Annotated in this window: 22 protein-coding genes and 1 pseudogene; 19 read left to right on the top strand and 4 right to left on the bottom strand. The window is 66.0% G+C overall.

All coding sequences use genetic code 11. The features are described from left to right. Positions 1-118: 118 nt before the first annotated feature. Genes VVR41_RS03825 through VVR41_RS03795 form a run of 7 tightly spaced genes read left to right on the top strand, consistent with a single transcriptional unit; the run spans position 119 to position 6257 of the window. A complete protein-coding gene (locus VVR41_RS03825; protein ID WP_368523665.1) occupies positions 119-1153 on the top strand; it encodes an NlpC/P60 family protein in 1035 nt (344 codons plus the stop codon). 22 nt (positions 1154-1175) lie between these two features. Beyond that, the gene (locus VVR41_RS03820; protein ID WP_368523664.1) at positions 1176-2327 is read left to right on the top strand and encodes a glycosyltransferase family 4 protein; all 1152 of its coding nucleotides are present in this window, start codon (positions 1176-1178) and stop codon (positions 2325-2327) included. Positions 2328-2338: 11 nt separating this feature from the next. Beyond that, positions 2339-3340, top strand: coding sequence for an ROK family protein (locus tag VVR41_RS03815; RefSeq protein ID WP_368523663.1), 1002 nt, complete (start codon positions 2339-2341; stop codon positions 3338-3340). Continuing rightward, positions 3337-4077: a lysophospholipid acyltransferase family protein gene (locus VVR41_RS03810; protein ID WP_368523662.1), complete on the top strand. Its 741-nt coding sequence runs from the start codon at positions 3337-3339 to the stop codon at positions 4075-4077. The genes VVR41_RS03815 and VVR41_RS03810 overlap by 4 nt, the downstream gene beginning before the upstream one ends. A 25-nt stretch (positions 4078-4102) precedes the next feature. Continuing rightward, positions 4103-4294 (top strand): hypothetical protein, encoded by a 192-nt coding sequence (locus VVR41_RS03805; protein WP_321100873.1) that lies wholly within the window; start codon positions 4103-4105, stop codon positions 4292-4294. After that, positions 4295-4816, top strand: a complete 522-nt coding sequence (locus VVR41_RS03800; RefSeq protein WP_368523661.1) for a polyadenylate-specific 3'-exoribonuclease AS — start codon at positions 4295-4297, stop codon at positions 4814-4816. A gap of 52 nt (positions 4817-4868) precedes the next feature. Next, entirely contained in the window at positions 4869-6257 is a 1389-nt protein-coding gene (locus VVR41_RS03795) for a class II 3-deoxy-7-phosphoheptulonate synthase (protein WP_321100869.1), read from the top strand. A gap of 67 nt (positions 6258-6324) precedes the next feature. Here the strand turns inward: VVR41_RS03795 and VVR41_RS03790 are convergent. Next, positions 6325-7614 (bottom strand): annotated as a pseudogene (locus tag VVR41_RS03790) (protein kinase domain-containing protein); the annotation flags it as partial. 51 nt (positions 7615-7665) lie between these two features. Between VVR41_RS03790 and VVR41_RS03785 the strand changes: the two are divergent. Continuing rightward, positions 7666-8061 (top strand): Rv2175c family DNA-binding protein, encoded by a 396-nt coding sequence (locus VVR41_RS03785; RefSeq protein ID WP_409338269.1) that lies wholly within the window; start codon positions 7666-7668, stop codon positions 8059-8061. On the opposite strand, the gene VVR41_RS03780 is transcribed toward VVR41_RS03785, so the two are convergent. From VVR41_RS03780 to VVR41_RS03770, 3 genes are read right to left on the bottom strand one after another with little or no spacing between them, the layout of a single operon-like run. Next, positions 8058-9539: an alpha-(1->6)-mannopyranosyltransferase A gene (locus VVR41_RS03780; protein ID WP_409338272.1), complete on the bottom strand. Its 1482-nt coding sequence runs from the start codon at positions 9537-9539 to the stop codon at positions 8058-8060. The genes VVR41_RS03785 and VVR41_RS03780 overlap by 4 nt on opposite strands. 4 nt (positions 9540-9543) lie before the next feature. Next, positions 9544-10683: a polyprenyl synthetase family protein gene (locus tag VVR41_RS03775; protein WP_409338268.1), complete on the bottom strand. Its 1140-nt coding sequence runs from the start codon at positions 10681-10683 to the stop codon at positions 9544-9546. 13 nt (positions 10684-10696) lie between these two features. Next, positions 10697-11275, bottom strand: a complete 579-nt coding sequence (locus VVR41_RS03770) for an N-acetyltransferase family protein (RefSeq protein ID WP_368523657.1) — start codon at positions 11273-11275, stop codon at positions 10697-10699. A gap of 164 nt (positions 11276-11439) precedes the next feature. Between VVR41_RS03770 and VVR41_RS03765 the strand changes: the two genes are divergently transcribed. The 11 genes from VVR41_RS03765 (at position 11440) to VVR41_RS03715 (ending at position 25345) form a co-directional block, all read left to right on the top strand. Continuing rightward, a complete protein-coding gene (locus VVR41_RS03765; protein ID WP_321103504.1) occupies positions 11440-11871 on the top strand; it encodes an SAV_6107 family HEPN domain-containing protein in 432 nt (143 codons plus the stop codon). 120 nt (positions 11872-11991) lie between these two features. Continuing rightward, positions 11992-12384: a DUF3040 domain-containing protein gene (locus VVR41_RS03760; protein WP_368523656.1), complete on the top strand. Its 393-nt coding sequence runs from the start codon at positions 11992-11994 to the stop codon at positions 12382-12384. A gap of 571 nt (positions 12385-12955) precedes the next feature. Further along, positions 12956-13390 (top strand): division/cell wall cluster transcriptional repressor MraZ, encoded by a 435-nt coding sequence (gene mraZ, locus VVR41_RS03755; RefSeq protein ID WP_321103500.1) that lies wholly within the window; start codon positions 12956-12958, stop codon positions 13388-13390. Positions 13391-13592: 202 nt separating this feature from the next. Then, positions 13593-14636 (top strand): 16S rRNA (cytosine(1402)-N(4))-methyltransferase RsmH, encoded by a 1044-nt coding sequence (gene rsmH / locus VVR41_RS03750; protein ID WP_321103498.1) that lies wholly within the window; start codon positions 13593-13595, stop codon positions 14634-14636. Positions 14637-14707: 71 nt separating this feature from the next. After that, complete coding sequence (locus VVR41_RS03745; RefSeq protein WP_368523655.1) at positions 14708-15499, top strand: hypothetical protein; 792 nt, start codon at positions 14708-14710, stop codon at positions 15497-15499. A 111-nt stretch (positions 15500-15610) separates the two neighbouring features. After that, positions 15611-17641 (top strand): peptidoglycan D,D-transpeptidase FtsI family protein, encoded by a 2031-nt coding sequence (locus VVR41_RS03740; protein WP_409338267.1) that lies wholly within the window; start codon positions 15611-15613, stop codon positions 17639-17641. 115 nt (positions 17642-17756) lie between these two features. Next, complete coding sequence (locus tag VVR41_RS03735; RefSeq protein WP_409338266.1) at positions 17757-19343, top strand: UDP-N-acetylmuramoyl-L-alanyl-D-glutamate--2,6-diaminopimelate ligase; 1587 nt, start codon at positions 17757-17759, stop codon at positions 19341-19343. After that, the gene (gene murF / locus VVR41_RS03730; protein ID WP_368523654.1) at positions 19340-20863 is read left to right on the top strand and encodes a UDP-N-acetylmuramoyl-tripeptide--D-alanyl-D-alanine ligase; all 1524 of its coding nucleotides are present in this window, start codon (positions 19340-19342) and stop codon (positions 20861-20863) included. The genes VVR41_RS03735 and murF overlap by 4 nt, the downstream gene beginning before the upstream one ends. A gap of 47 nt (positions 20864-20910) precedes the next feature. Continuing rightward, positions 20911-22017 (top strand): phospho-N-acetylmuramoyl-pentapeptide-transferase, encoded by a 1107-nt coding sequence (gene mraY / locus VVR41_RS03725; protein ID WP_368523653.1) that lies wholly within the window; start codon positions 20911-20913, stop codon positions 22015-22017. Beyond that, the gene (murD, locus tag VVR41_RS03720) at positions 22017-23459 is read left to right on the top strand and encodes a UDP-N-acetylmuramoyl-L-alanine--D-glutamate ligase (protein WP_368523652.1); all 1443 of its coding nucleotides are present in this window, start codon (positions 22017-22019) and stop codon (positions 23457-23459) included. The genes mraY and murD overlap by 1 nt, the downstream gene beginning before the upstream one ends. Before the next feature lie 227 nt (positions 23460-23686). Next, the gene (locus tag VVR41_RS03715; RefSeq protein ID WP_409338265.1) at positions 23687-25345 is read left to right on the top strand and encodes an FtsW/RodA/SpoVE family cell cycle protein; all 1659 of its coding nucleotides are present in this window, start codon (positions 23687-23689) and stop codon (positions 25343-25345) included. The last annotated feature ends 41 nt before the right edge of the window (positions 25346-25386 follow it).

Here is a 25386-nt window from a genome sequence, read left to right as displayed (position 1 = left end):
TGACCCAGGTTACGGCTTGACCTCACCGGCATGACCGCTATAGTTGGGTAACAGTTTTGTAAAGATCTGGTGCTCGTCCCGTCGCTGGCGGCAAGCATGCAACCTGAAAGAGGAGCTCGTGGGCAAGCATTCCCTCGCATCTCGCGGCCGTTCGTTCCGTACTCCCGTCACCGCCCTGGCATGTGGTGCCATCATCGTTTCTGGAGTACAGCCGTTGGCGGTAGCCGACGAAGTAGACACCTTGATCGCAGAGATGGACACTCTCTCCCATGAGGCGACCGGCAAGGCCGAGGAACTCAAACAAACGGAAGACGAGATCGCGGTTGCAGAGTTGCGTCTCGAGGAGCTGCGCGTGCGCGTCGGCGCCGCCAAGCGCGAGGTGGAGGAAATTAACATCGCCCGCGGCCTCGAGCGGGACACCGTTAACAGCATCGCGGCATCGCAGAACCGGACCACGCGTTCGGACCTCGTCATTAATAGCCTGGGGGCCGAGAACCCGCAGAAGCTGATCGACCGTGCGGCGTACCTCGATTCGATCATCCGTAAGTCGGAGCGCGCGCTGAGCGACCTGCAGCGGGTAAACGAGCAGGCCGCGGAGAAAGCCAACGAGGCCAACATTGCGGTTGCGGAGACCGAGTTTCAACGCAACCAGCTCGACGCGAAGCGCAGCAAGCTGGAGCGCGAGCGCGGTGAGCTCGATCAAAAGGTTGCAGAGATTGTCGCCAGGGTCGACGGCCTCACCCCGGAGCAGCGAGCTCGCTGGGAAAACAAGGACAACCCGATTGCCGCGCCCGCAGTAGTGCTGTCGGGTGCTGGCGCCGGCATTGTTGGCGCCGCGATGGCTCAGCTCGGAAAGCCGTACGGCTGGGGTGCCTCCGGCCCCGACGCGTTCGACTGCTCAGGCCTGATGGTGTGGGCGTACGCCCAGAACGGCACTGCCATCCCGCGGACGTCGCAGGCCCAGCTCGCTGGGGGCACGCCGGTGTCTCTTTCCGAGCTCCAACCGGGCGACATTATCGGCTACTACCCGGGTGTCACCCACGTGGGCATGTACATCGGCAATGGTCAAGTTGTCCACGCCTCCGACTACGGCGTTCCGGTCCAGGTTGTCGGATTGAACTCCATGCCGATCCAAGGCGCTGTCCGGTACTAAGCACCGGCAATAGACAACCCAGGTGAGTATTCTTCTTGTCACGAATGACTTCCCGCCCACAGTGGGCGGGATTCAGTCGTACCTGAGGGACTTCGCTGCTGAAGTTGTCCGCCACGCCGGCACAGACAACCTCATCGTCTTCGCGTCGACTCACGACGCAGCCGCTGCGGCACAGTGGGACGCGAGCGTGGACTACACAGTGATCCGGGCGCGGCAGAAGGTGTTGCTGCCCACTCCCGCCGTGCGCGCGCAGATGCAGCGCATCATCCGGGAATTCGACGTGGATACCGTGTGGTTCGGTGCCGCCGCGCCGCTGGCGGTGCTGGGCAGCGCGGCACGCTCCGCCGGTGCCCGGCGGGTGGTTGCGACCACCCACGGGCACGAGGTTGGTTGGTCCATGGTGCCGGGCGCGCGCAGTGTCCTGCGGCGCATCGGGGACTCCTCCGACGTGGTCACCTACATCTCCCGCTACACGCTCGGCCGGTTCCGGCCAGCCGTGGGGGAGAAGACGCAGTATGTGGCGCTACCCTCCGGGGTTGATACCAACTTCTTCCGTCCAGCCACAGCAGCGCAACGCTTGGCGACGAGACAGCGCTGGGGCCTCGGCGAGGCGCCAGTCATCGTTTGTGCATCCCGCCTGGTCGCCCGCAAGGGCCAGGACCAGCTCATCCGCGCGCTTCCGGAGATTCGCCGGCGGTGCCCGGGTGCTGTCCTAGTGATCATCGGAGCCGGGTCGTACGGGACCACGCTGCGTCGATACGCGCGGCATCTTGAGCCCGCGGACCGGGATGCGGTCATTTTCACCGGTCCAGTCGAACGCTCTGATATGCGCGACCTCGTCGCGGCCGCAGACGTTTTCGCCATGCCCGCCCGTACCCGGGGAGGTGGCCTCGATGTCGAAGGCCTCGGCATTGTGTACCTCGAAGCCCAGGCGTGTGCGGTGCCCGTGGTCGCCGGGGATTCCGGCGGCGCACCCGAGGCGGTCGGGGAGGGGGCAGGCGTCGTTGTCGACGGACGCGACCTCGCCCACATCGTGGAAAGTATCGCGGGTTTGCTTAACGACGCCACGTGTCGCACGTCGATGGGCAAGGCGGGCCGGGAGTTCGTGGAACGGCACTTCAGCTGGGACGAGCTCGGGCGACGGTGTTACCGAGTTCTCACGCCACAGGGCTAAACTGTCTGCCTATGTTTGAAAAGTCCGTGCTTGATGCACCCGTCGATACCGGAGCCTTGACGGTCGGCTTCGATATTGGGGGCACCAGCATTCGGGCCGGGCTGGTGAGCGCGGACGGCACCATCGTGGCGCGCCGGGCCGCACGCACCCCGCACAGGGAAACGGAATTGACGGCGGCCGTCACAGACATCGTTGCCGATCTGCGCCGCGATTTCGCTATCGACGCCGTCGGTGTCGCGTTGGCGGGTTTCCTTGACCCCGAGTGCGAGGTCGTGCGCTTCGCGCCCCATCTGCCGTGGCGCAACGATGCGCCGGTGAAGGCCACACTTGAAGCGGCGCTGGAGTTGCCCGTGCGTTTGGAGCATGATGCGAACTCCGCGGCGTGGGGCGAGTACACGTACGGCGCGGCCCGAAACGCGCAGACGTGGGTGTTCTTTGCGGTTGGCACGGGTATTGGCGCGACGCTGATGCATCGCGGGGAGATTTACCGAGGCGCCTTCGGCACCGCCCCCGAGTTCGGCCATCTCACCGTCGTTCCCGATGGCCGCGTGTGCTCCTGCGGCAAGCAGGGCTGCCTTGAGCGCTACGCCTCGGGAACGGCACTGGTCGATACTGCGATCGAGGTTGCCGGCCGTGGGGGATTCGAAAAGTGCGGCCTGTATCGCCACGTTGTGGACAAGCGGGCCGACGGCCACGAGATCATGTGCGCCGCGCGAGAAGGCGACGCGCTTGGTATCGCTACGATCGGTGAGTTTGCGCGTTGGTTGGGCATCGGATTGTCGATCGTCGCCGATGTCCTCGACCCGGAGCTCATCGTTCTCGGTGGCGGGGTGAGTGCGGATGCGGACATCTTCCTGGGTGCCGCGTGCGAAGAGATGGCGTCTCACGTCGTCGGCGCCGGGTACCGCCCGCTTCCGCGGGTCCTGCGGGCAGAGCTGGGCCCGGACGCAGGTATGATCGGGGTCGCCGATTTGGCTCGGCACAGCGCGCGAAAAGGAGCGGATGGACGATGACGAACAAGTGGTACACGCTGTTTAAGGCGATTATCGGGCCGCCGCTCTATCTTTGGAACCGGCCGAAGATCGAAGGCGCCCACAACGTGCCTGACACAGGTGCGGTGATCTTGCCCTCGAACCACCAGTCTGTCCTCGACTCGTTCTACCTGCCGCTCATGTTGCGCCGCCAGATGACGTTCCCCGCGAAGAACGAGTACTTCACCGCTCCCGGTATCACCGGCCGAATCAAGCGTTTTTTCTTTATCTCTGCCGGTCAGATCCCCGTCGATCGCGGCAACGCTGGCGCTGGGCAGGCGCTGCTGGAGGCAGCGCGCACGGTCCTCGACGCAGGAGGCATGTTCGCGATCTACCCGGAGGGCACCCGTTCTCCGGACGGGCGCATCTACAAGGGGCGCACCGGAATGGCGCGCATCGCCATGGAAAGCGGCGCCCCGGTGGTCCCGGTCGCGATGCTCAACACGCGCCGTGCCAACCCGATCGGCACGGTGATCCCGCGCCCGGTGCGCGTCGGAATCAAGATCGGGGAGCTGATCGACCCGCACGAGTGGGCCCGCGACAACGGGTTTGACCCGGAGTCTCGCGAGGTGGTGAGGGCGTTTACCGATTTCGTCATGCACCGCTTGTCGGAGCTGTCGGGCTACGAGTATGTCGATGTTTACGCGACGGACGTGAAGGCGTCGTTAAGCGAAGGCAAGGGCTATCCGGCGGGGGCGGAGCCGACGGATCACCGGTAGGGGGCCGGGGAATAGGATCGGGGCTATGGACCGGGATCTCATCGCGCGCATTGTTATCACCTCCCTTCTCGTTGCGGCGTTTCTCGTCGCCTCGATGACGGGTTTCCATGTGACTATCGTTGGCCCAGCCGTGGTCATCGCGATCGCCGTCGTCATGTTCTGGCCGCGCCGTGCAGAGGCTCGATCCCAGCGCGCTGACGGCGAGCAGGTGAGGTAGGTGCGCTACTTCTACGACACGGAGTTCATCGAGGACGGCACGACCATTGAGCTCGTCTCCATTGGCATTGTCGCCGAGGACGGGCGTGAGTACTATGCGGTGTCCACTGAGTTTGACGCGGGGCGGGCGAACCCGTGGGTGCGAAAGAACGTCCTGGATAAGTTGCCGAACCCGCAGAGCAACGTGTGGAAGTCGATCTCTGCTATTCGCCGCGAGGTGTTCGACTTCCTGTGCGGCAACGATGACGCCCCGCAACTGTGGGCATGGGTGGGAGCCTACGACCACGTCGTTCTCGCGCAGCTCTGGGGCGACATGACCGGTCTGCCGCGTCAATTGCCGCGCTACACCCGGGAGCTCAAGCAGTATTGGGAGATGGCAGGATGCCCCAAACTGCCGAACGTGCCAGAAGGCAACCACGATGCGCTTGTCGACGCCCGCCATAACCGCGCCAAGTTCGACGTGTGCCAGCGAATCCTCCCCCTGGATCGCCGCGGCCGCCTCACGCGGGGGCCGCAGCGCTGATTGGCGCTGGTCGACCTGCCCTTTTGTGAAGGGGCGTGCTAAAAATATAGGGGTGAGTTGGACTATTGACATTCCGAAGAGCGTTTTGCCCGATCTGCCGCCCCTGCCGGGAGACCTGAACGCCCAGTTTCAGGACGTAATTGCGCGTGACGCCAAGCAGCAGCCGAGCTGGGATAAGACGGAAGCGGAGTATGTCCGCAAGATCCTCGAATCTGTCCCGCCGGTCGTGCTCGCCCCCGAGGTCGAAGATGTCAAGCGCAAGCTTGCCGACGTCGCCCAGGGCAACGCATTCCTGCTGCAGGGCGGCGACTGCGCCGAGACCTTCGAGTCCAACACGGAGCCGCACATCCGCGCCAACGTGCGCACGCTGCTGCAGATGGCGGCAGTGCTGACCTACGGTGCGTCGATGCCGGTGCTCAAGCTCGGCCGCCTCGCAGGCCAGTACGCGAAGCCGCGCTCGTCCGACCTGGACGGCAACGGCTTGCCGAACTACCGCGGTGACATCGTCAACGGTGTCGAGCCGACCCCGGAGGCACGCCGCCACGACCCCGCGCGCATGGTGCGCGCCTACGCGAACGCGTCGGCTGCCATGAACCTGGTGCGGGCTCTCGCGACGTCCGGCACGGCCGACCTGCACAACATCAACGACTGGAACCGCAGGTTCGTGGCGAACTCCCCGGCGGGGGCGCGCTACGAGGCGCTGGGGCGCGAGATCTCCCGCTCTCTCGCCTTCATGGGCGCCTGCGGCGTCCAGGACGATCACCTTCGCACCTCCGAGATCTACGCCTCGCACGAGGCGCTGCTCGTCGACTACGAGCGCGCCATGCTGCGCCTTGCCGACGACTCCGAGGGCAACCAGAAGCTCTACGATCTCTCCGCGCATCAGCTGTGGATCGGCGAGCGCACCCGCGGCATCGAGGACTTCCACGTCAACTTCGCCGCACTCGTGAGCAACCCCGTCGGCATCAAGCTTGGGCCGAGCACGACGCCGGAGGAAGCGGTCGCATACGCCAACAAGCTGGACCCGAACTTCGAGCCCGGCCGCGTGACCATGGTCATCCGAATGGGACATGAGAACGTGCGCAAGGTTCTGCCCGGCATCGTCAACGCCGTCGAGGCCTCCGGGCACAAGGTTGTCTGGCAGTCGGACCCGATGCACGGCAACACGTTCACGGCGTCGAACGGGTACAAGACCCGCCACTTCGACAAGATCATCGACGAAGTGCAGGGCTTCTTCGAGGTGCACCGTCAGCTGGGCACCCACCCGGGTGGCATCCACATCGAGCTGACCGGTGAGAACGTTACGGAGTGCCTGGGCGGCGCCCAGGACATCACCGACCTCGACCTGCCGGGCCGCTACGAGTCCGCGTGCGACCCGCGCCTCAACACCGAGCAGGCCCTTGAGCTGGCCTTCCTCGTTGCGGAGATGCTGCGCTACTAGCCCGCATCAGCCCTTTCGATGGCCCCGCCGGCCGGCTCTACGGAGTTGCTGGCGGGGCCATCGGCACGATGAGCTGTGGCATGAGGCCGTACATGCCGGACCCGAACCACCATGCGCCGACTAGCGCCGCTGCGGTGACGAGCACAGAAGCGACAAGGAAAATCGCTAAGCCCGTCCCGGAGCGGTTGGTCACGGGTTTGATCGGCGGGGGTGTCTCTTCCAGTTCCGGCTGCGGCGGTGCCTCGTAGCGCGTCGCCGGGTACGGCTCCCGCACAGGGTACGACCGGGGCGGTTCCACAGGCGCCGGCACCGGTGCGGGCACAGGCGCCGCTACCGGGGGAAGCGGAGTCGGTACCTCGGGTTCGACGCCGGGGAACAGCCGGTCCTCGAAGGCGCGGGTCTGCTGGGGCTCCTCGGCCCACGAGATGCCCGCCGTCGCGGCAGTCACCGTCGTCGGGTGCGCGGCGGCGCGGTTGGCGGCGGAGTTGGTCGGCGCCGGCACGGTGTAGTCGGGCAGGTGCAGGGCGGAGGCGACGTCGTCAAGCGCTGCGAGGAACTCCCCGGCGTCGTGGAAGCGGTCCTGCGGGTTGCGGGACGTGGCGGTGGCGACGAGTTCGTCGAAAAGCTTGGGCACCCCGGCGATGCGCGACGACGGTGCTGGGACGTCCTCGTGCAGGCGGGCATAGGCGTGGGCGAGGGGAGTGTCCCCGCTAAACGGGGTGGAACCGGTGAGCAGCTCGAAAAGCACGATGCCCGCGGAATAGACATCGGAGGCCTGCGTCATCGAGGAGCCGTCGACCTGCTCGGGGGAAAGGTACGAGACGGTGCCCACGATCTGGTCGGTGGAGTGCGGGGAATCGGCCGCGGCGCGCACCAGGCCGAAATCGGCGAGTTTTACGGAGTGGTCGTTGTCGATCAGCACGTTGTCGGGCTTGATGTCGCGGTGGACCATGCCGTGGGAATGCGCCACGCGCAGACCCGTGAGCATGGCGCGCATGACGGCCGCGGCCGCATGGGGAGGCATGGGTCCGCGCTCGGCCAAAAGCTCACGCAACGTGCCGCCGGTGATGAGCTCCATGATGAGAAAGACCTGGTCAGGGTGGTCCCCGCCGGCAGAGAAATCATAGACGTTGACCAGATTCGGGTGCGACAGCTTCGCCATGGCGAGCGCCTCGCGGCGGAATCTCTCGCGGAAGACGCGGTCGTGGACGTAGCGGCCGTCCATGACCTTCGCGGCGACCTCACGGTCGAGGCGGCTGTCCACGCAGCGGTACACGGTGGACATGCCACCCCGCGCGATCGGGCGATCGATCACGTAGCGCCCTTCCAGGACGTCTCCGACTGCGAGCTGCGACATGCCCTCCAGTATGGCCGAGAGCCGAGGCACCACGCCAACGCGGGTAGACTGATGCGCGTGAGTTTTGCTAACACGCCCGCCACCCCGTCCGCCGCAGACCTCGACGCGCTTCTCGCCGGCGAAGATCTTCTCACCCTGCCCGATGTCGCTGAGTACCTCGGTGTCCCGGTGACTCGTGTGCACGACCTCGTGGGTGCCCGCAAGATCTTGATGTACCGCCGCGAGGGCGTGAAGTACATCCCGCGCCTGCTGCTCGGCGACGACCACGACTTGTCCAAGTTCGTCTCGGGAGCGATCACGGTGCTTTACGACGGCGGATTCACCGACGAGGAAATCCTCGCCTACCTCTTCACCGAGGACGACACCCTGCCGGGCAGGCCTGTCGACGCTTTGCACGGCCACGGCGCTCGCGAGGTTATTCGCCGCGCGCAGGCGATGGGGTTCTAGCGGGGCAGTGCCGATCCCGCCGGCTCTGCTGATTGCACCTGCGCGCCATTGGTGCGGGAGGGATAGACCCAGGCTGCGGCAGCACAGGCGGCGATGACTGCGATGAGCAGGAACCAGGCGTCGTAGAGGCGGTGGTTGCCGCCCCCGGTGAACCCGAGGGCGACGAACACGCTTGCCACGATCGTCAGCTTCTTCAGCCACCTCGGAGGGTTGAACGTCCCCACAAGAGTGACCACGGACGCGTAGTACCACGGCAGCGTCACCGCGTTCGTGGTGAACGCGATGGCGTAGGCCAGCGTGGTTCCCATGACGGCGCGTCGATTGGTCTGTTCGCCGCGCGGGTGGAAGATCACCCATGTGACGACCAGCCCGGCGAGCATTAGTACGCCCGCGACGGCGCGGGCGATGGACAGCGCGGCGTTGTAGGAGAAAGCGCCGTTGACAAGTTGGATGGCCGGGGTGATGACATCCGCCACGAGCGTCGGCCCAGACAAGGGGTTGACCACCTTGGAGTTGCCGGAAATTTCCGCAATCCACCCCCACGTCGAACCGCTGAGGACCGTGGCGAGGTTGACCACGAGAGCGGAGATGGCAACAACCCACGCCCCGGACGCGACAAACACGCCGAGGCGCCCGGCCCACGAGGACCTGGCCGCGGCGTGGCGGTGGTAGAGCATCCACACGACAAACGGCAGCGCGACGGCGGCGGTGGCTTTGAGCGCCACCGCGAGCGCAATGAGCGCGACACCCGGGGTGATCCACCGGGATGAGGTGCACAGCAGAAGCCCGAGGCTGACCAGGCCGACCATGACGGATTCGTTGTGCATGCCGCCGACCATGTGCAGCAACATCACCGGGTTGAGCACACCGAGCCACACCGCCATTGCCGGATTGCCGCCGATGCGCGCGGCTAGGCGCGGCACGCAAAACGCAATGAGAGCGAAGCCTGCGAGGCTGAGCAGCTTGTAGGCCACGATGCCCAGCGTGACGTTCTCGCCGACCACGGTGGTGATCAGCTTGCCGATGCCCAGGTGCAACGGCCCATATGGCGTTGTTGTGTTGCGCCAGTCGTGGGAGACCTCCAGCAGATACGGGCCGGGGTTGACGGCCGCGCCCTCGGAGTACGGATCAAACCCGTCGCGCAGCATTGCGCCCTGCATGAGGTAGGAATACACGTCGCGCGACAGGATTGGGGCGGCGACGGCGAGAGGGAGCGTCCACGCCCACGTTGCGCGGGCCATGGTGGTGGCGTCTGCCCGGTCGTGTTTGAGGTCACGGCCGAGAATCACCCACGCGGCGACGAGCCCAGCGATACCGACAGTGAGGATGATTTCGAAGATGGAGCGGCCGTGGCCGTACGTCAGGTGCGCCAGTCCCAGCTCGCGCATTATGCCCCCGCGGTTGCGGGTTGCGCCGGCCCCGTACGAGCCGATGGCGACAAGTATCGCTGCGGCGAGGCCCCACGTCGACGGGGTCATCCGGTTAAGCACGGCGCGATGTTGCCTTCACTGCGAGGTCGCGAAGAGTGTCGGCGACCTCGCCGGTCATCCCGGCGTGGTCAAGATAGCGCAGGCCGGACTCGGTCAGCTCGGCAATTCGCTTCTCGACGCCCTCCACAGCACTCGTTGCCTCAATAATCGCGGACAGCCGCTTGAGCTCCGCGGGCTCCGACACATGGCCCACGCCCTCGCGAAGCTCCTGGGCGGCTGCCGGGTCGGTTGCGTCCAAGTCCTGAAGCGCCAGGGCTAGCAGCACGGTGCGCTTGCCCTCGCGCAGGTCGTCGCCGGCGGGCTTGCCGGTGAGAGCTGAGTCGCCGAAGACACCGAGGAGGTCGTCGCGAAGCTGGAAGGCGATGCCGATGTCGTGGCCGTACCCGCGAAACGCCGCGATCGTGCGCTCGTCGGCACCTGCGATCGCCGCTCCGAGGTGAAGGGGGCGTTCGATGGTGTAGGCCGCAGTCTTGTACCGGTTGACCTTATTAGCCAGCTCGATCGACTCGTCGCCGGCAGCCTCGAGCGAGATGTCGAGGATTTGACCCCCGATGACTTCAGTGCGCATTCCGCGCCAGGCGTCGTGCGCGCGTTCGAGAGCAGCCCCGCTGACGCCAGACTCGCGCCACATGTCCTCCGCCCACACCAGCGCGAGGTCTCCCGCGAGGATGGCCACGTTGCGGCCGAAAGTTTCAGCGGCACCGCGTAGTTCGCGGCGGCGGTGATCAGCCTCCACAGCGCGGTGGACGGTGGGGTTGCCGCGCCGGGTGTCCGCGGCGTCAATGATGTCGTCGTGGATGAGCGCGCAGGCCTGGATGAATTCGAGGGAGCTGACGGCGCGCAACACGGCGCCGGGATCTTCCTCACCCTTGGCTAGACCGCCGGCGCCGATGAAACCTGCCCAGCCGTACAGAGGGCGGATACGCTTGCCTCCGCTGAGAACGAACTTTTGTAAGTGGCCGACGGACATCACCACGGGAGAACCGATGTCTGCAACCATCGCTTCACGGCGCTCAAAGAAACCGCGCAGCTCATCCTCGACGGCGCAGGGGATCGAGCTCAAAGGGAGGGCGGGATCGAACGAGCCGCGGGGTGAGAGCACGGAGTCTCCTTCAGTTGGTGCAGGCAACATATGCAGTCCCACACTACCCGGCAGTCTCTAGGGGCAATCTGCGACCCAATACGGCGAACGGGCGCTTATCGCCGGAGTAGTAGAAGCCGCGGAGGATATCGGCGAAGCCGAGCTTGCGGTAGAGACCGAAGGCGGCGTTGGCTTCGCCGGCAACCTCGGGAGTGGACAACAGCGCCCACCGCGCCGGGCACCCGCGCACCAGCTCTGTCAGCATGGCGCGGCCGATTCCACCACCCTGCGCGGTGGGGGTGACGTGGACTTCCGCGATCTCGAAGTAGCTCGAGAGCATGTCTTCCTGCACGTGGGTCGGCCCTCCCGCCTCGCGCAGGCCCCGGACAAGTTGCCTGTCCCACCATCGTCCGCGCGACCCTAGGAACCCGTAGGCCACGCCGATGATCTCGGCACCGGAGTCGCGTTCGTCGACGGCGATGACGGCGCTGAATCCGGGCCAGGCGATTTCGCGGCGCCAAACGTCAACACGCTGCGCGTGAAGAGTGGGGGAATACCCCATAGCGTCGATGTAGAGGCAGACGAGCGTGGGGGCGAGGTAGGCGAACTCGTGCCCCGTGATCCGGCGGATGCTCACTGTCATGCACCTATCGAACCATGTCACTGTGGGCAACGGGGAGTTGTACACCTAGCGCGTTCGAAAATGTGTGCTATTTTTATGGCGGGGATGTCGAACACAGGTTTTAGTCTGAACTCACGTTCCCAGGATGGGGCGGTGAAGAACTTGGCACAGGAAAGGAGCCGGTTATGAACAGTGTTGTATCAGCCACGACCCACGCGCCGTACGGGGCAGGTGCGGGAACGTCGAAGAGTAGCCGTTTCTTCCGTGCCGCGGACGACCTATTCGCCCACGCCCTCACAGCGTACGAGCGCGGCGCATACGACGTCGCCCTGGAATACGGCTACCGTGCCGCGTTGCGGCTGGCGGGGGCGGTCAATGCGGACTCCGCTGCCATCAAGAAGCGCAAGCGTCTGCCAAGCAGCGCGTGGGACCGACTTCAGCTGACGGGAGCGCGCGGTCAATTCTGGGCCCGAGAGCTGTCGGCCTACTCTGCGCTGCGTGGGCGGGTTGCCTCCGGGATCGAGGTGGCCCCCGATCCCACCGTGGTGCGCGGGCTGCTTACTCGCGTGGAGAGGTTCCGGGAGGAGTCCGTCCCCGGTGTGACGCTGGTGGCCTAGGCGGCGTCGCGCTCCCGCGGCGGCGGGAGTGGTGCTCGGGAACAATTTGAACACGCGCTCCGTTGTAGTGGATAGCTTGGTAGCTTGGAACCCCACGCCCATGTCCCCACGGAATTCGGAGTGTCAACAGTGTCTCTTTCAGAGCAGGAACAACGCGCATTACGCGAGATTGAGCAGTCCCTCCTTGCGGAGGATCCCTCGTTCGCACGTTCTATTCCCCGCTCGTCGGCTCCGTCCGGTGGGGCGGGGCTTGGCAGATTGACCCTGCGCAGTGTCGCGCTCATGGTGCTGGGCCTGACGTTCCTGATTGGGGGAGTTGCGCTGGCTGCATTCAACATGTGGTTCATTGCCCTAAGTGTCGTCGGTTTCGGCGTCATGCTCGCCGGCGGGGTCATGGCGCTGCGGTCTCCGAGTCCGCAGACCTCCTCGCAGTCGAAGCCCCGCCCGGCCGCGGCGTCGCCGAAGACGTCAAAGATGGAGGAGAGTTTTCGGCGCCGCTTCGAGGGGCAGTAGCGGCGAATTCTCTACTTATGCGCGCAACGTTGGTTGCGCGCATTTTTTGTTGCCGCAGGGGGGTAAGTGGGGCGGCGTCGTGCTGTCCCACTTTCTCCCACCTTTCAGCCCCACTTACTCCCACGCCTAGTCCGCCTATTGCGGGGTCGAATCCGTGTCATGCCTGTATGTCCCGGGCCGGGATGGGGGATCTGGCCGGGGGTCCAGCGGTTTTGGCGCTTTCTTCCTCGCGGTACCTCGCTTCTCGCGGGCTGCGTGTGGGGTGCGTGGCTTTCTGAGTGGTGGCGGGGAGCGTGGTGGAAATCCCTGTATCTTTCGTCACATACGCCACTTTGCCCCCGTTGGTGGCCCGCGTGCGGGCGCGCCCCCCACCGTGTAATCCCGCTCTGACGTGGTGTTTTAAGCGGCAAGGCAACTATTTGAGCCTGTGATGTGGCGAATGTGGGGGAAAGTGGGTTAGAGTGGGGCGCAGCGGAGGAACGTGGCGACATCTTGACTACGTGTCGCAACGGTTCGAAGCCGAGAAAACTGAACAGCCGAAGTCGGTGAGTAAAAGGAAGGTGGGCTCCGGATGTTTCTGGGTACCTACACTCCCAAGCTCGACGACAAGGGGCGCCTGACACTGCCCGCCAAGTTCCGCGAGGATCTGGCGGACGGGTTGATGGTGACCAAGGGGCAGGATCATTCCCTCGCGGTGTATCCGCGTGAGGAGTTCGCCGCACGGGCCCGCAAGGCCGCCGCGGTATCCCGCACCAACCCTCAGGCGCGCGCATTCATCCGAAATCTGGCTGCCAGTGCGGATGAGCAGACGCTTGACGGATCTGGTCGCATCACGTTGTCGCCGGCGCACCGCGAGTACGCACACTTGTCGAAGGAGTGCGTGGTCATCGGTTCGGTCGATTTCCTCGAAATCTGGGACGCCGAGTCCTGGAACAAATATCAAGAAGAGACTGAGGCTGCCTTCGCGGCGGCCGACGATGATGGCATTCTCTCCGGTTTGCTTTAGGACTGACTATCCAACGAGCAGGCAGCTGACTACTGACGGAGAGCGTGTACGGACTCTGTCCGGGGCGTGAAGCATTCTGGTGTACTTCCCCGACATCAGAACAGCCGCCTCGGGCAGGGCTCTATGCGCTCCCCCCACCACCCGGGTATCGGGTGGGGAGGCCACGCAGAATCTCTTGGTGACGACGACTTAATAAACAAGCATGCGCGGAGGGGGTGCACGAGTGTCTGATTCCACCGTTGGCACCTCCGGTGACATCAACGCGAACCACGGCCACATCCCGGTCATGCGCGACCGGATGGCCGAACTACTCGCGCCCGCCGTCGAACGCTTCGGTGACAACGCCGTCATCGTTGACGGCACCCTCGGCGCAGGCGGGCACACGGAACATTTTCTCTCCACGTTTCCTGCCGTGCGCGTGATCGGCGTCGACCGCGATCCGAATGCGCTGCGCGAGGCAGGGGAGAGGCTCGCCCCCTTCGGTGAGCGGTTCACACCTGTCCAGGCGCGCTTCGATGAGATCGGGCGTGTCATTGAGAGCTCTGACGGTGCAGCATTTGCCACCGTCCGTGAACACGGGCTCGCCGGCGCCCTGTTCGACCTCGGGGTCTCCTCGATGCAGCTCGACCGCGAGGAGCGCGGTTTCGCCTACCGTGTCGACGCCCCGCTCGACATGCGGATGGATCCTTCCCAGACTCTTACGGCCGCCGACATCCTGAATACCTACAGCCACGGTGATCTGGCCCGGGTGCTTAAGACCTACGGTGATGAGCGTTTCGCCGGCAAGATTGCTTCGGCTGTCCTGCGCGAGCGCGAGGTGGAACCGTTTTCCTCGAGCGCACGCCTCGTGGAGCTGCTGTACGCCACCATCCCGGCCGCGACGCGCCGCACGGGTGGCCACCCCGCGAAGCGGACGTTCCAGGCGCTGCGCGTGGAAGTAAACAAGGAGCTCGAGGCGGTGGAAAACGTCATCCCCGTCGTCGCGGACCTGCTCGGCCCGGGCGGCCGGGCGGTGTTCATGAGCTACCAGTCGCTGGAAGACAAGATCGTCAAGTCGGCCTTCGCCGATCTGACAAGGTCGAAGACCCCCGCCGGTCTGCCCATGGAGCTACCCGGCATGGCCGCGGGTTTCGCCAGCATCACCCACGGCGCCGAGAAGGCGTCCGAGGCGGAGATCGAACTGAATCCTCGGGCGGCACCGGTGCGCGTCCGTGGCGTCGAGAAGCTTGAGGACGTGCCCCGATGACCATGCGACAGGTCCGCAGTACCAACCAGACCCCACACGAGCCCACACACGATCGAGAAAGAAGCAACCACATGGGAGCAAGCCGGGACTTGACCGCTGGAGGACGTGCGGGCACAGCCACGCTCACTCGGCCGCGCCGAGAAGAGCGCACGCGCCGCGTCGACGGTTACGCTCCCGCACCCACTGAGCGCCCGCAGCGCCGCGTCGCCCCGCACATCCCGCGCCCGGTACGCACGGGACGGTTGGGGTCGCAACAGGTCGTTTCCGTCCGCGGACGCCAGATCGCGGTTCCGAAGGACACGAAGCGCCGCTTCTCGACGGTCACCCTCATCGCCGTGCCCCTCCTCGTCGGTGGCATTGTGCTGGCGATGGTCTTGTCGGGCCTGGCCACGAACCAGTCGTTCCACATTCAGCAGCTGCAGTCGCAAGAGCGAGCTTTGACCAACGAGGTCGAGTCTCTCAACCGTGACGTCGAGACTCTGCGCTCCAGCGCGGAGCTGGCGCGGCGCGCTGCCGCGGCCGGAATGGTCGTGCCCGCCGAGCCCGGCATCCTCGCAGTTGCCGCAGACGGCAACGTGGAGGAGCGCCGTCCCGCAAACCCGGAGGCCACCCGCAGGGTTGTCGATGTCAACGGCACCGCAGCAACCACTGGCGGGGCGACGAGCGACCGACAGGCGACCAGCGAGCTGGGTAGGAGCCTGACCCCGGTCCCGGGCGGCAACGTTTTGGGCAGGCCGTACTCCGGCCAGAACGCGGGTACAGACGTCACGCGCGAACAGAGTGGGGCAGCTGCGCCGCAGCCGGCTGCGCAGCCACAGGGCAATCTCGCCCCGTACGCCCCTAACGTCCCTTCCGCCCCCTAGGGGCGTGGCGCTGACAAAAGCGAGGCCCCGGCGGGGCAAGATGGGAGCAGCATCAACGAGGTCACCGATCTCGGAACGTGGCAGTGAGTACGGAAAAGGTGGATTAAGTCAGTGAATAATCCCAACTCGCGTCGCTCCCCGGGCCCGGGCAGTGACCCCCAAGCGGCGCAGTCCCAAAAGACCATCACCCACCGCCGCACCAGGCAGGTCACTGCCTTTTTCGTCGTTATCGGACTACTCATCGTCGGCCGCCTCGCCTGGGTGCAGGTGGTGTGGGGCCCTGAGCTGCGCGAACAGGCCGAGGCGCAGCGTGCGCGCATCTACACCGAACCCGCACGGCGCGGTGAGATCCTCGACCGCACGGGCAGCCAACTCGCGTACACAATGCAGGCGCGCTCCCTGACAGTCTCCCCGAAGCTTTTGCGCGACGAGCTGCGCCAGCAGCTGGATCTGGAGATGCGGGTCGCGGGATTGTCCCGCGAGGCTATCGACGCCCAACTCGACGCCCGCGTGGAGGACACCCTGCGCACCATGGCGAACGACATCCCGGCCATGATCGAGGACGCCACCAAACAACGCGAGGCACGGACCGGCACAGCTCCGACAGTGCAGGAGTCGCAGGCGAGCCCGACTGCCGGGCGTGGGAATGAGGCGCGCGGCAATGAGGCGTCGACAAGCGTGCCGGCGGTGAGCTCCAAGGACCTGTTGGAAAAGCTCCACGCTGACACCAATTACGAGGTGCTCGTGCGCAACGTCGACCCCGACGTCGCCGCTCAGGTGGCGGAGAAGTTCCACGGTGTTGCGGCCGACCACCAGGACATCCGTCAGTATCCGAACGGCGCGATCGGTGAGAACATCATCGGCAAGGTTTCTATGGACGGCCAGGGCCAGTTTGGCCTGGAGGCGTCGAGCGACGCCGTGCTCACCGGCATCAACGGCCGCTCAACCGAGGACGTCTCAGCTGATGGGCAATCCATCCCGGGTACGTTGCGCGACGCTATCCCCGCCGTCGACGGCGCCCAAGTGCAGCTGACCATCGACCTCGACCTGCAGACGTTCGTGCAGCAGACGATCCAGCAGGCGAAGGAGAACTCGCTGGCGAAAAGCGGCGAGGTTGTTGTGCTCGATGCGCGGACCGGCGAGATCCTCGCCATGGCCGGCACCGACACCATCGACCCGAACGGCAACATCGAAGAACAGCTCAAACAAGGGCGGGACTTTGAAAACTCCGCGGTGTCAGCGCCGTTCGAACCGGGTTCGGTGGCGAAGATCATCACCGCCGCCGCCGCGATCGAGGAGGGCCTCACCACCCCGGAAGAGGTCCACCAGGTTCCCGGTTCCATCGACATGGCGAGCGTGACGGTCAGGGATGCGTGGCAGCATGGCGTCGAGCCGTACACCACCGCAGGCATCTTCGGAAAGTCCTCCAACGTGGGCACCCTGCAGCTGGTCCAGCGCGTCGGCGAGGAACGGTTCGCGGATTACCTGCACCGCTTCGGCATTGGAAGCACCACCGGCGTGGAACTGCCGAACGAGTCCGCGGGTCTGCTCCCAGCCCTCGAGCAGTGGTCGGGCGGAACCTTCGCCAACCTTCCCATCGGGCAGGGCATGAGCTGGACCGCCCTGCAGATGGCCAGCGTCTACCAAACTCTGGCCAACGACGGCGAGCGTATCGAGCCGCGCATCATCAAAAATGTCACCGCGCCGACCGGCGAGACACTGCCGCAGGACCCGCCGCAGCGCACCCGCGTGGTCAGCGAAAAGACCGCCCGGACGGTGGTGGACATGTTCCGCTCGACGTTCCAGTCGGACCCGATGGGCATCAACAGCGGCACCGCCCAGGGCAGCGAGATCGAGGGCTACCAGCTTTCCGGCAAGACTGGCACGGCGCAGAAGGTCAATCCGGAGACCGGCGCGTATTCCCAAAGCCAGTACTGGATCACCTTCGCGGGTATCGCCCCCGCGGACGATCCCCGCTTCGTCGTCGCTGTCATGCTCGACGAGCCGCAGCGCGGCCCGCTCGAGGGCGGCGCAGGCGGCACCTCGTCCGCGCCCGTGTTCCGGGAGATTGCCAACTGGCTGATCAACCGGGAGAACCTCGAGCAGTCGCCGCCCGCGGAGCCGTACGTGTTGAAACAGTAACGTTGAGGCGACGATCCTTACGCGGCCGTAGGCCCCAGGACCGCTCTCGCCATTGCATCGTCCCCACAATTTCAACAGTCAGCACAGTCCGAACCGATCACGAGGAGAACGACACGTGAACCACATCCCAGCGAAGGACACGTCCGGCGGATACGCCGAACCGGTTGCCCTTGCCGAGCTGGCCGCCCTCGCAGGCGGGCAGCTGGTGTCGCCGGGTGAGGCGAGTGCAACCGTCGCTTCCGTGAGCCTGGATTCCGAGTCTGTGCGAGCAGACGGCCTGTTCGCCGCCTTGCCGGGGACGCGTGCGCATGGCGCGTCCTACGCCGCCGACACCACCGCGGCCGCGATCCTCACGGATCACGACGGCTGGGACCTCCTCAAGGCCGCCGGCGAGACCCGGCCTATTGTCGTGGTGGACGACGTTCGCGAGATCCTCGGCGCGGTCTCTGCGCGCATCTACGGCTACCCCTCATCGCGCCTGACAGTGCTCGGCGTTACCGGCACGTCGGGCAAGACGACGACAACCTATCTTCTCGAGCAAGGCCTCATTGCTGCCGGCCACGCGGTTGGATTGATCGGCACGACCGGCACTCGGATCAAGGGCAAGCAGGTGCCGACATCCCTGACCACGCCAGAGGCACCCACGCTGCACGAGCTGTTCGCGCGCATGGAGCGCGAAGGCGTGACCCACGTGGTGATGGAGGTCTCCTCCCACGCGCTGATGCTCGGGCGCGTCAACGCCACCGAGTTCTCCGTTGCGGGCTTTACCAACTTGAGCCAGGACCACCTCGACTTCCACCCGACGATGGAAGAGTATTTCGAGGCCAAGGCGACGTTTTTTGACCCGTCCTCGAAGGCCCACGGCAACGCGAGTGTGGTGTGCGTCGATGACGAATGGGGCACGAAACTCGCCGCCCGTGTCTCAGGCGCGACCACGGTGGGTACGAAAGGACAGGAACAGGCCGAGTGGGCCGCCGAGCTTCTCGACGTCTCCGCCACCGGCGCCCAGCACATCCGCCTGAACCACGGGGCACAGTCGCACGAGCTGCGCCTGCCGCTGCCGGGCGCGTTCAACGTCGCCAACGCCGCGTTGGCGACGGCGATGGCGGCGACCGTCGGCACTGACATCGAGGCGTTCGTGGCGGGGTTGGAAAACGCCGCCGTCCCGGGACGAATGGAGCGCGTCGAAGCCGGCCAGGAGTTCGTGGCTGTCGTCGACTACGCCCACAAGCCAGCCGCCGTCGCCGCAGCGCTGGACACGCTGCGCGGTCAAGTGGAGGGCCGCGTCGGCATCGTCATCGGCGCCGGGGGAGACCGAGACTCCTCGAAGCGCCCGCTGATGGGCCGCGCCGCCGCGGAGCGCGCGGATCTGGTCATTGTCACCGACGATAACCCGCGCACCGAGGATCCGGCGCTAATCCGCAGCGCCGTCATCGCCGGTGCAGACGCGGCCGGAACGGACGCGGAGATCCGTGAGGTTGCCTCGCGCGCGGACGCGATCAGCCAGCTTGTCGCGTGGGCCCGCCCTGGTGATGCGGTCATCGCGGTGGGCAAAGGCCACGAGGTCGGGCAGATCGTGGGATCGACCACGCACCCGTTCGACGATCGTGCCGAGATGCGGCGCGCACTTCGGGAGTGCGGCTACCGTGAGGGCGTCGCAAAGCTCGGCGCCGACAACCAACAACCGGAAGGGCAACCATGATCTCGCTCGATCTCGCCACGCTCGCCGACATCACCGGCGGCAAGCTCAACGCGCTGGCTGATCCCGCCGCACGCGTGACCGGCTTCGTCGAGTTCGACTCGCGCAAGATCGCCCCCGGCGGACTCTTCGTCGCCCTCGCGGGAGCGCGCGCCGACGGGCACGACTTCGCCCGCGCGGCGGTGGAGCAGGGCGCGGTGGCCGTGCTCGCCGCCCGCGATGTCGACGCCCCGGCGATCATCGTCCCGCCCGTCGCACGCCGCGAGGACGACAACTCCGACTTGGCCGCCAACGACCCCGACGGCTCTGTCGCGGCGGTCGTCGCCGCGATGTCGGCTCTCGCCGCGCACGTGGCCAGGACCTTGAGCGAACGCACCGGGTTGTGTATCACCGGCGTGACCGGTTCCGCGGGCAAGACCTCCACCAAAGACCTCATCGCCGCGGTGCTCTCCGCCAGCGGGGAAACCGTTGCCCCACCCGGCTCATTCAACAACGAAATCGGCCACCCCTACACCGTGCTGCGCTGCACGGAATCGACTGACTTCCTCGTCGCCGAGATGTCCGCGCGCGGCATCGGGCACATTGCCCACCTCGCGCGCATCGCCCCGCCCAAGGTGGGTGTCGTGCTCAACGTCGGATCGGCGCACCTCGGCGAGTTCGGCTCCCGCGACAACATCGCCCGCGCCAAGGGCGAGCTCGTCGAGGCGTTGCCCTCGGCCGACGAGGGCGGTATTGCCATCCTCAACGCCGACGACGACCTTGTCGCCGGGATGCGCAGCCGCACTCGCGCGCGCGTGGTGACGTTCTCCGTCTCCTCTCGCGCAGCGGACTACTTCGCTTCGGGCATCGAGCTTGACGACGTCGCCCGCGCCACGTTCACCCTCCACATTCCGGGCGGGCAGAGCCAGCGCGTGCGCCTCAATGTCTTCGGCGCCCACCAGGTGTCGAATGCGCTTGCCGCCGCGGCCGTGGGCGTTGAATCCGGCCTCCCGCTGGACCTTGTCGCCGACGCGTTGAACAACGCCCACGGTGTGTCGGTCAACCGCATGGACGTCAACACCCGCCCCGACGGGGTGACCATCATCAACGACGCGTACAACGCCAACCCGGACTCGATGCGTGCCGGCATCGCGGCGCTGGGCTACACCGCCGCAGCCCGTCCCGGAGTGCGCTCAATCGCGGTGCTCGGCGAGATGGGGGAGCTGGGCAGTGACGCCGTCGCCAGCCACCGCGACCTCGGCGACGAGCTGGCGCGCTATCACGTGACCCACTTAGTCGCCGTCGGCACGTCCGAGGCGATGGCAGCGCTCGAGGAGCGCGCCCGCTCCCGCGGAATTGCCACGCTTAGCGCCGACGGGGTCGACGACGCCGCAGCAGCGGTAGCCGAGATCTTGGCGACACGACCGGCAGGCGAGGACGGCTGGGCAACCGCTCCGCAGCGCGATGTTGTGCTGGTCAAGGCATCAAATGCCCTCGGACTGTGGGGAGTTGCTGAGCAGCTTTTGCAACGCAATAACCTATAAGACAAGCTCCGCGTAACAACCACCACAGAAAAACGGTAGTAGCTCATATGGTTCAGATCATCATCTCCGGGATTGTCAGCTTCCTGGTGGCCATCTTCCTCACCCCTGTCCTCATCCGGTACTTCCACCGGCGCGCCATCGGCCAGGAAATCAGGGAGGACGGCCCGGCATCCCACGCCCGCAAGCGCGGCACTCCCACCATGGGTGGCATCGCCATCATCGCCGCCATCGTGGCGGGCTACCTTGCCGCCGGTGCGTGGGCGCTGAGCTCCGGCCACGCAGCGTTTAGCGCTTCGGGCTGGATCGTCCTTGGCCTGACCGTGGCCCTGGGTGGCGTTGGTTTCGCCGACGACGGCATCAAGCTGTTTATGAAGCGCAACCTCGGCTTGAACAAGACCGCCAAGCTCGTCTTGCAGTTCGCCATCGCGATGGTCTTTGGTCTGTTGTTGCTCCAGTTCCCGGATTCTGACGGGCTTACTATCGGGTCGACGTCGCTAAGCTTCGTTCGCGACCTGGAGACCCTCGATTTCGCCGCGGCCGGCGGGGTGATCGGGCTGATCGTCTTCCTCATCTTCATCTACATTCTGCTCGCGGCGTGGTCGAACGCGGTGAACCTGACCGACGGGCTCGATGGTCTAGCAGCCGGTACCACCGCTTTTGTCATGGGTGCCTACACCGCGATCACCTTCTGGCAGTTCCGCCAGTCCTGCACCATCTCCCCGGGACCGGGCTGTTACGACGTGCGCGACCCGCTTGATCTGGCAACGCTTGCCGCGGCCGGCTTCGGTGCGACCGTCGGCTTTTTGTGGTGGAACGCCGCCCCCGCCAAGATCTTCATGGGCGATACCGGCTCTCTCGCACTCGGTGGACTCGTGGCCGGGTTGTCCGTGGCCAGCAAGACCGAACTGCTCATGGTGATCATCGGCGCGCTTTTCGTGCTCGAGGCCGCCTCCGTTGTCCTCCAGGTCGTGTCGTTCCGCACAACCGGCAAGCGCATCTTCCGCATGGCGCCGTTCCACCACCACTTCGAAAACGGCGGGTGGGCCGAGACCACCGTCGTGGTTCGCTTTTGGCTGCTGTCCGCTATGGCCGTCGCCTTCGGCCTGGCCATCTTCTACGGTGAGTGGCTCACACGGACGGGGGCGACGGTCTAATGGGGCAGCAGGCCTTCGAAAATGACGCGATCCCCGGTTTCCTTCGCGGACCTGTTCTTCTCGCCGGCGCGGGCGTGTCGGGCCGCGGTGCCGCGACCTTGTTGCACCGCCTCGGCGTGGACCTGACTGTTGCCGACGACAACGAGGCCAATCGTCGCGCAGTCGCCGCAGCGACGGGCGCGCGCACCCTTCCCACATCCGAGGTAGCGCAGCAGATCGGTTCCTTCGGCGTCGTCATCACGTCGCCGGGGTGGCGGCCCGACTCACCACTGCTGGTCGCCGCCCGCGACGCAGGCGTCGAAGTCATCGGCGATGTTGAGCTGTGCTTCCGACTCGACCGAGCGGGAGTGTTCGGCCCGCCACGGACGTGGCTGGCGGTCACGGGGACCAATGGCAAGACCACGACGACGGGCATGCTCGCCGCGATGATGCAGCGCTTCGGCGCGGACAACGGCAAGCGTGCGCAGGCATGCGGCAACATCGGCGTGGCCGTCAGCGATGCGCTGATGGACCCGCAGCGCGTCGACATTCTCGTGGCGGAGTTGTCGAGCTTCCAGCTGCACTGGTCGAGCGAGCTCGTGCCGGACGCGGGCGTGCTGCTCAATCTCGCTGAGGACCACATCGACTGGCACGGTTCGTTCGACGCATACGGTGCCGACAAGGCGAAGGTCCTGCGCGCCCCCATCGCCGTCGCCGGTATCGACGACGCCGAAGTTGCCCGTATCGCGGGAGAAATCACGGGGAAGCGCGGCCCAGACGCACGCGACATTGTCGGGTTCACCCTCGCCGAGCCCGCAGACGGCCAAGTCGGTGTTGTCGGCGGCGAGATCGTCGCGCGCACCAGCGACGGCGATGTTGTGCTGGCGAGCGCCGACGGCATCGAGCCCGCCGGCGTGGCGGGAGTGCTCGATGCGCAGGCGGCGTCGGCGGTGGCCTACCTTGTCGGCGCGAGCCCGGCACACATTCAGGCTGCGCTGGCGGATTACCGCGTGGAAGGTCACCGCGGTGCCGTCGTCCACAGCGCACTCGGCGTGGATTGGGTGGACAACTCCAAAGCAACCAACCCGCACGCGGCGCACTCCGCTCTCGAGGGCGCCGGCACCGTGGTGTGGATCGCCGGCGGCCAGCTCAAGGGCGCCGATGTGGAGGAACTGGTGCGCGACCATGCCGAACAGTTTCGCGCCGTAGCGGTCCTCGGCACCGACCGCGCGATTATTGCGGACGCCGTGGCCGCCCACGCGCCAGGTGTTCCTGTATTTGTCACCGACTCCGACGATCCGGAGCAAGCGATTACTGACGTCGTCAACTTCGCCGCGGCGCAGGCGCGGGCTGGGGATACGGTCATGCTCGCGCCCGCCGCGGCAAGTTTGGATATGTTTTCCGGGATGTCTCAGCGTGGCGACATGTTCGCGGCCGCGGCGATGAGACACTCACAGCAGTAAGGGCGCCAGAGCGAAGCCGGCTGGGTCGCGGGAGTCCGGGCCGCGCGGAGAAAACTCAGCGCTTTGGCAGGGACTTCAGCCGTGTTGCTCAGCCCACCCCGCTCACCCCTCCGTCTATTGTGGCTTGTGTGACTCTTGGTGATCTTCGGGGCACCTGGGGCAGATGACAATGACACGGCAATGGCACGGCGATCGACACAGCGACGGCACATGAAAGGGCGGTGGCCATGACGGTACAGCGTGGCTCGCGGGCAGGCACGAGGAGCAGTGCACACCGCACGCAGGCGCGCCGGGCAACAAAGACCGGAGCCTCGCGTCCTGCGCAGGGCCGTGCCGCGCGGTCACCGGGCACTGATTCCCGGAGCTTTGCGGCGCTTAGCCGCCGCATCAGCGATTCTCTTGAGGCCCACCCCTTGGTGGACTACACAATGATCCGCGCGATCGTTCTCGTTCTCGCGGGCTTGGGTGTGATGATGGTGACGAGCTCGTCGATGGCGGTGTCCTTTGCGACGTCGGCAAGCGTGTGGGCGACCACCGCGAAACAAGCGGCGATGGTCGCCCTCGGCCTTGTGGCGTTTTGGATGATGCTGAAGACCTCGCCCGACCGCATACGCAAGAGCGCCGACATCATCATGATCATCGCGATCGTACTGTTGATCGCCGTGCTCATTCCAGGCATCGGCACTGGTAGGGAAGAGGTCGGCTCCCAGTCGTGGATCGTGCTCGGCCCGCTGCGCCTGCAGCCCTCGGAGCTCGCCCGCGTCGCCATCGCGATCTGGGGTGCGAAGATTCTGGCTAACAAGGATCCGCGCATGCCCCTGCGCACGGACAACGGCTTTGTGCCGTTCATGGTTGTCTCCGCGCTGTGCATCCTGCTTATCGCCGCCCAGGGCGACCTCGGTATGGCGATCTCCTTCGCACTCGTTGTCGGCATCACCATCTTCTTCGCCGGAATCTCGGCGGTCGTGGTGCCGGCCATTATTGTCTTCGCGCTGTTGAGCCTTGTGGTCGTGTTCCTCTCCGGCGGCTACCGCTCGAACCGCTTCCACGTTTACTTCGACGCGCTCTTCGGCCACTTCGAAGACACCCGCGGCATCGCCTTCCAGTCGCACCAGGGCTTCCTTTCGCTTGCCGACGGCTCCCTCTTCGGCGTCGGCCTCGGCCAGTCCCGCGCCAAGTGGTTCTACCTGCCCGAGGCACGCAACGACTTCATTTTCGCGGTCATCGGCGAGGAGCTCGGCTTGTGGGGCGGCGCGCTCGTCATCACCCTGTTCGCTGCGCTCCTCATCTTCGGCTTGCGTGCCGCGCGCCGCGCGCGCAACCAGTTCCAGGCCCTGCTGGCAGCAGCCTTGACCGCGGGACTGGTCGCACAGGCCTTCTCCAATATTGGCTACGTCGTCGGCCTGTTGCCGGTTACCGGCATCCAGCTTCCGCTGCTCTCCGCCGGCGGAACGTCTGCCGTGATCACGCTTGGCTCAATGGGCATTCTCGCCTCGGTGGCTCGCCACGAGCCGGGTGCGGTCTCCTCCATGCAGAACTACGGCCGCCCCCTGTTCGACCGCATCTTCGGCATCGGCGAACCGCATGCTCCGGGCCAGACCCGACAGGTGGACGCGAAGCCGAGGTCTGCGGCGCCTCGCTCCGCATCCCGAGTGGACCGTCAGGCGCGCTACGGCACGCCGGTCACCGCGCGCCGCTCGGCACCGACACCGCCGCGCGCAACGCAGCCGCCCACCCGCGCGGCATCCGTCCGCGCAGGTTCTGGAAGCACCCGGGTGAGTCGCCCGGCTCGCGACGTTCGGCAGCGGCGAGCCCAGCCTGCCGGCGACGCCCGTTCGCGCTTGAGTCACCGGCGCCACGACGACCGGCCGTACAACGGCCGTTGAATGGGTACATAACCCAGCACACCAGCAACCGAACAACGTTC

The sequence above is a fragment of the Corynebacterium sp. LK2510 genome, from assembly GCF_040946405.1.
Lineage (GTDB): Bacteria > Actinomycetota > Actinomycetes > Mycobacteriales > Mycobacteriaceae > Corynebacterium.
Note: the sequence above shows the minus strand (reverse complement) of the source record. Positions and strands in the feature narration are given on the sequence as shown.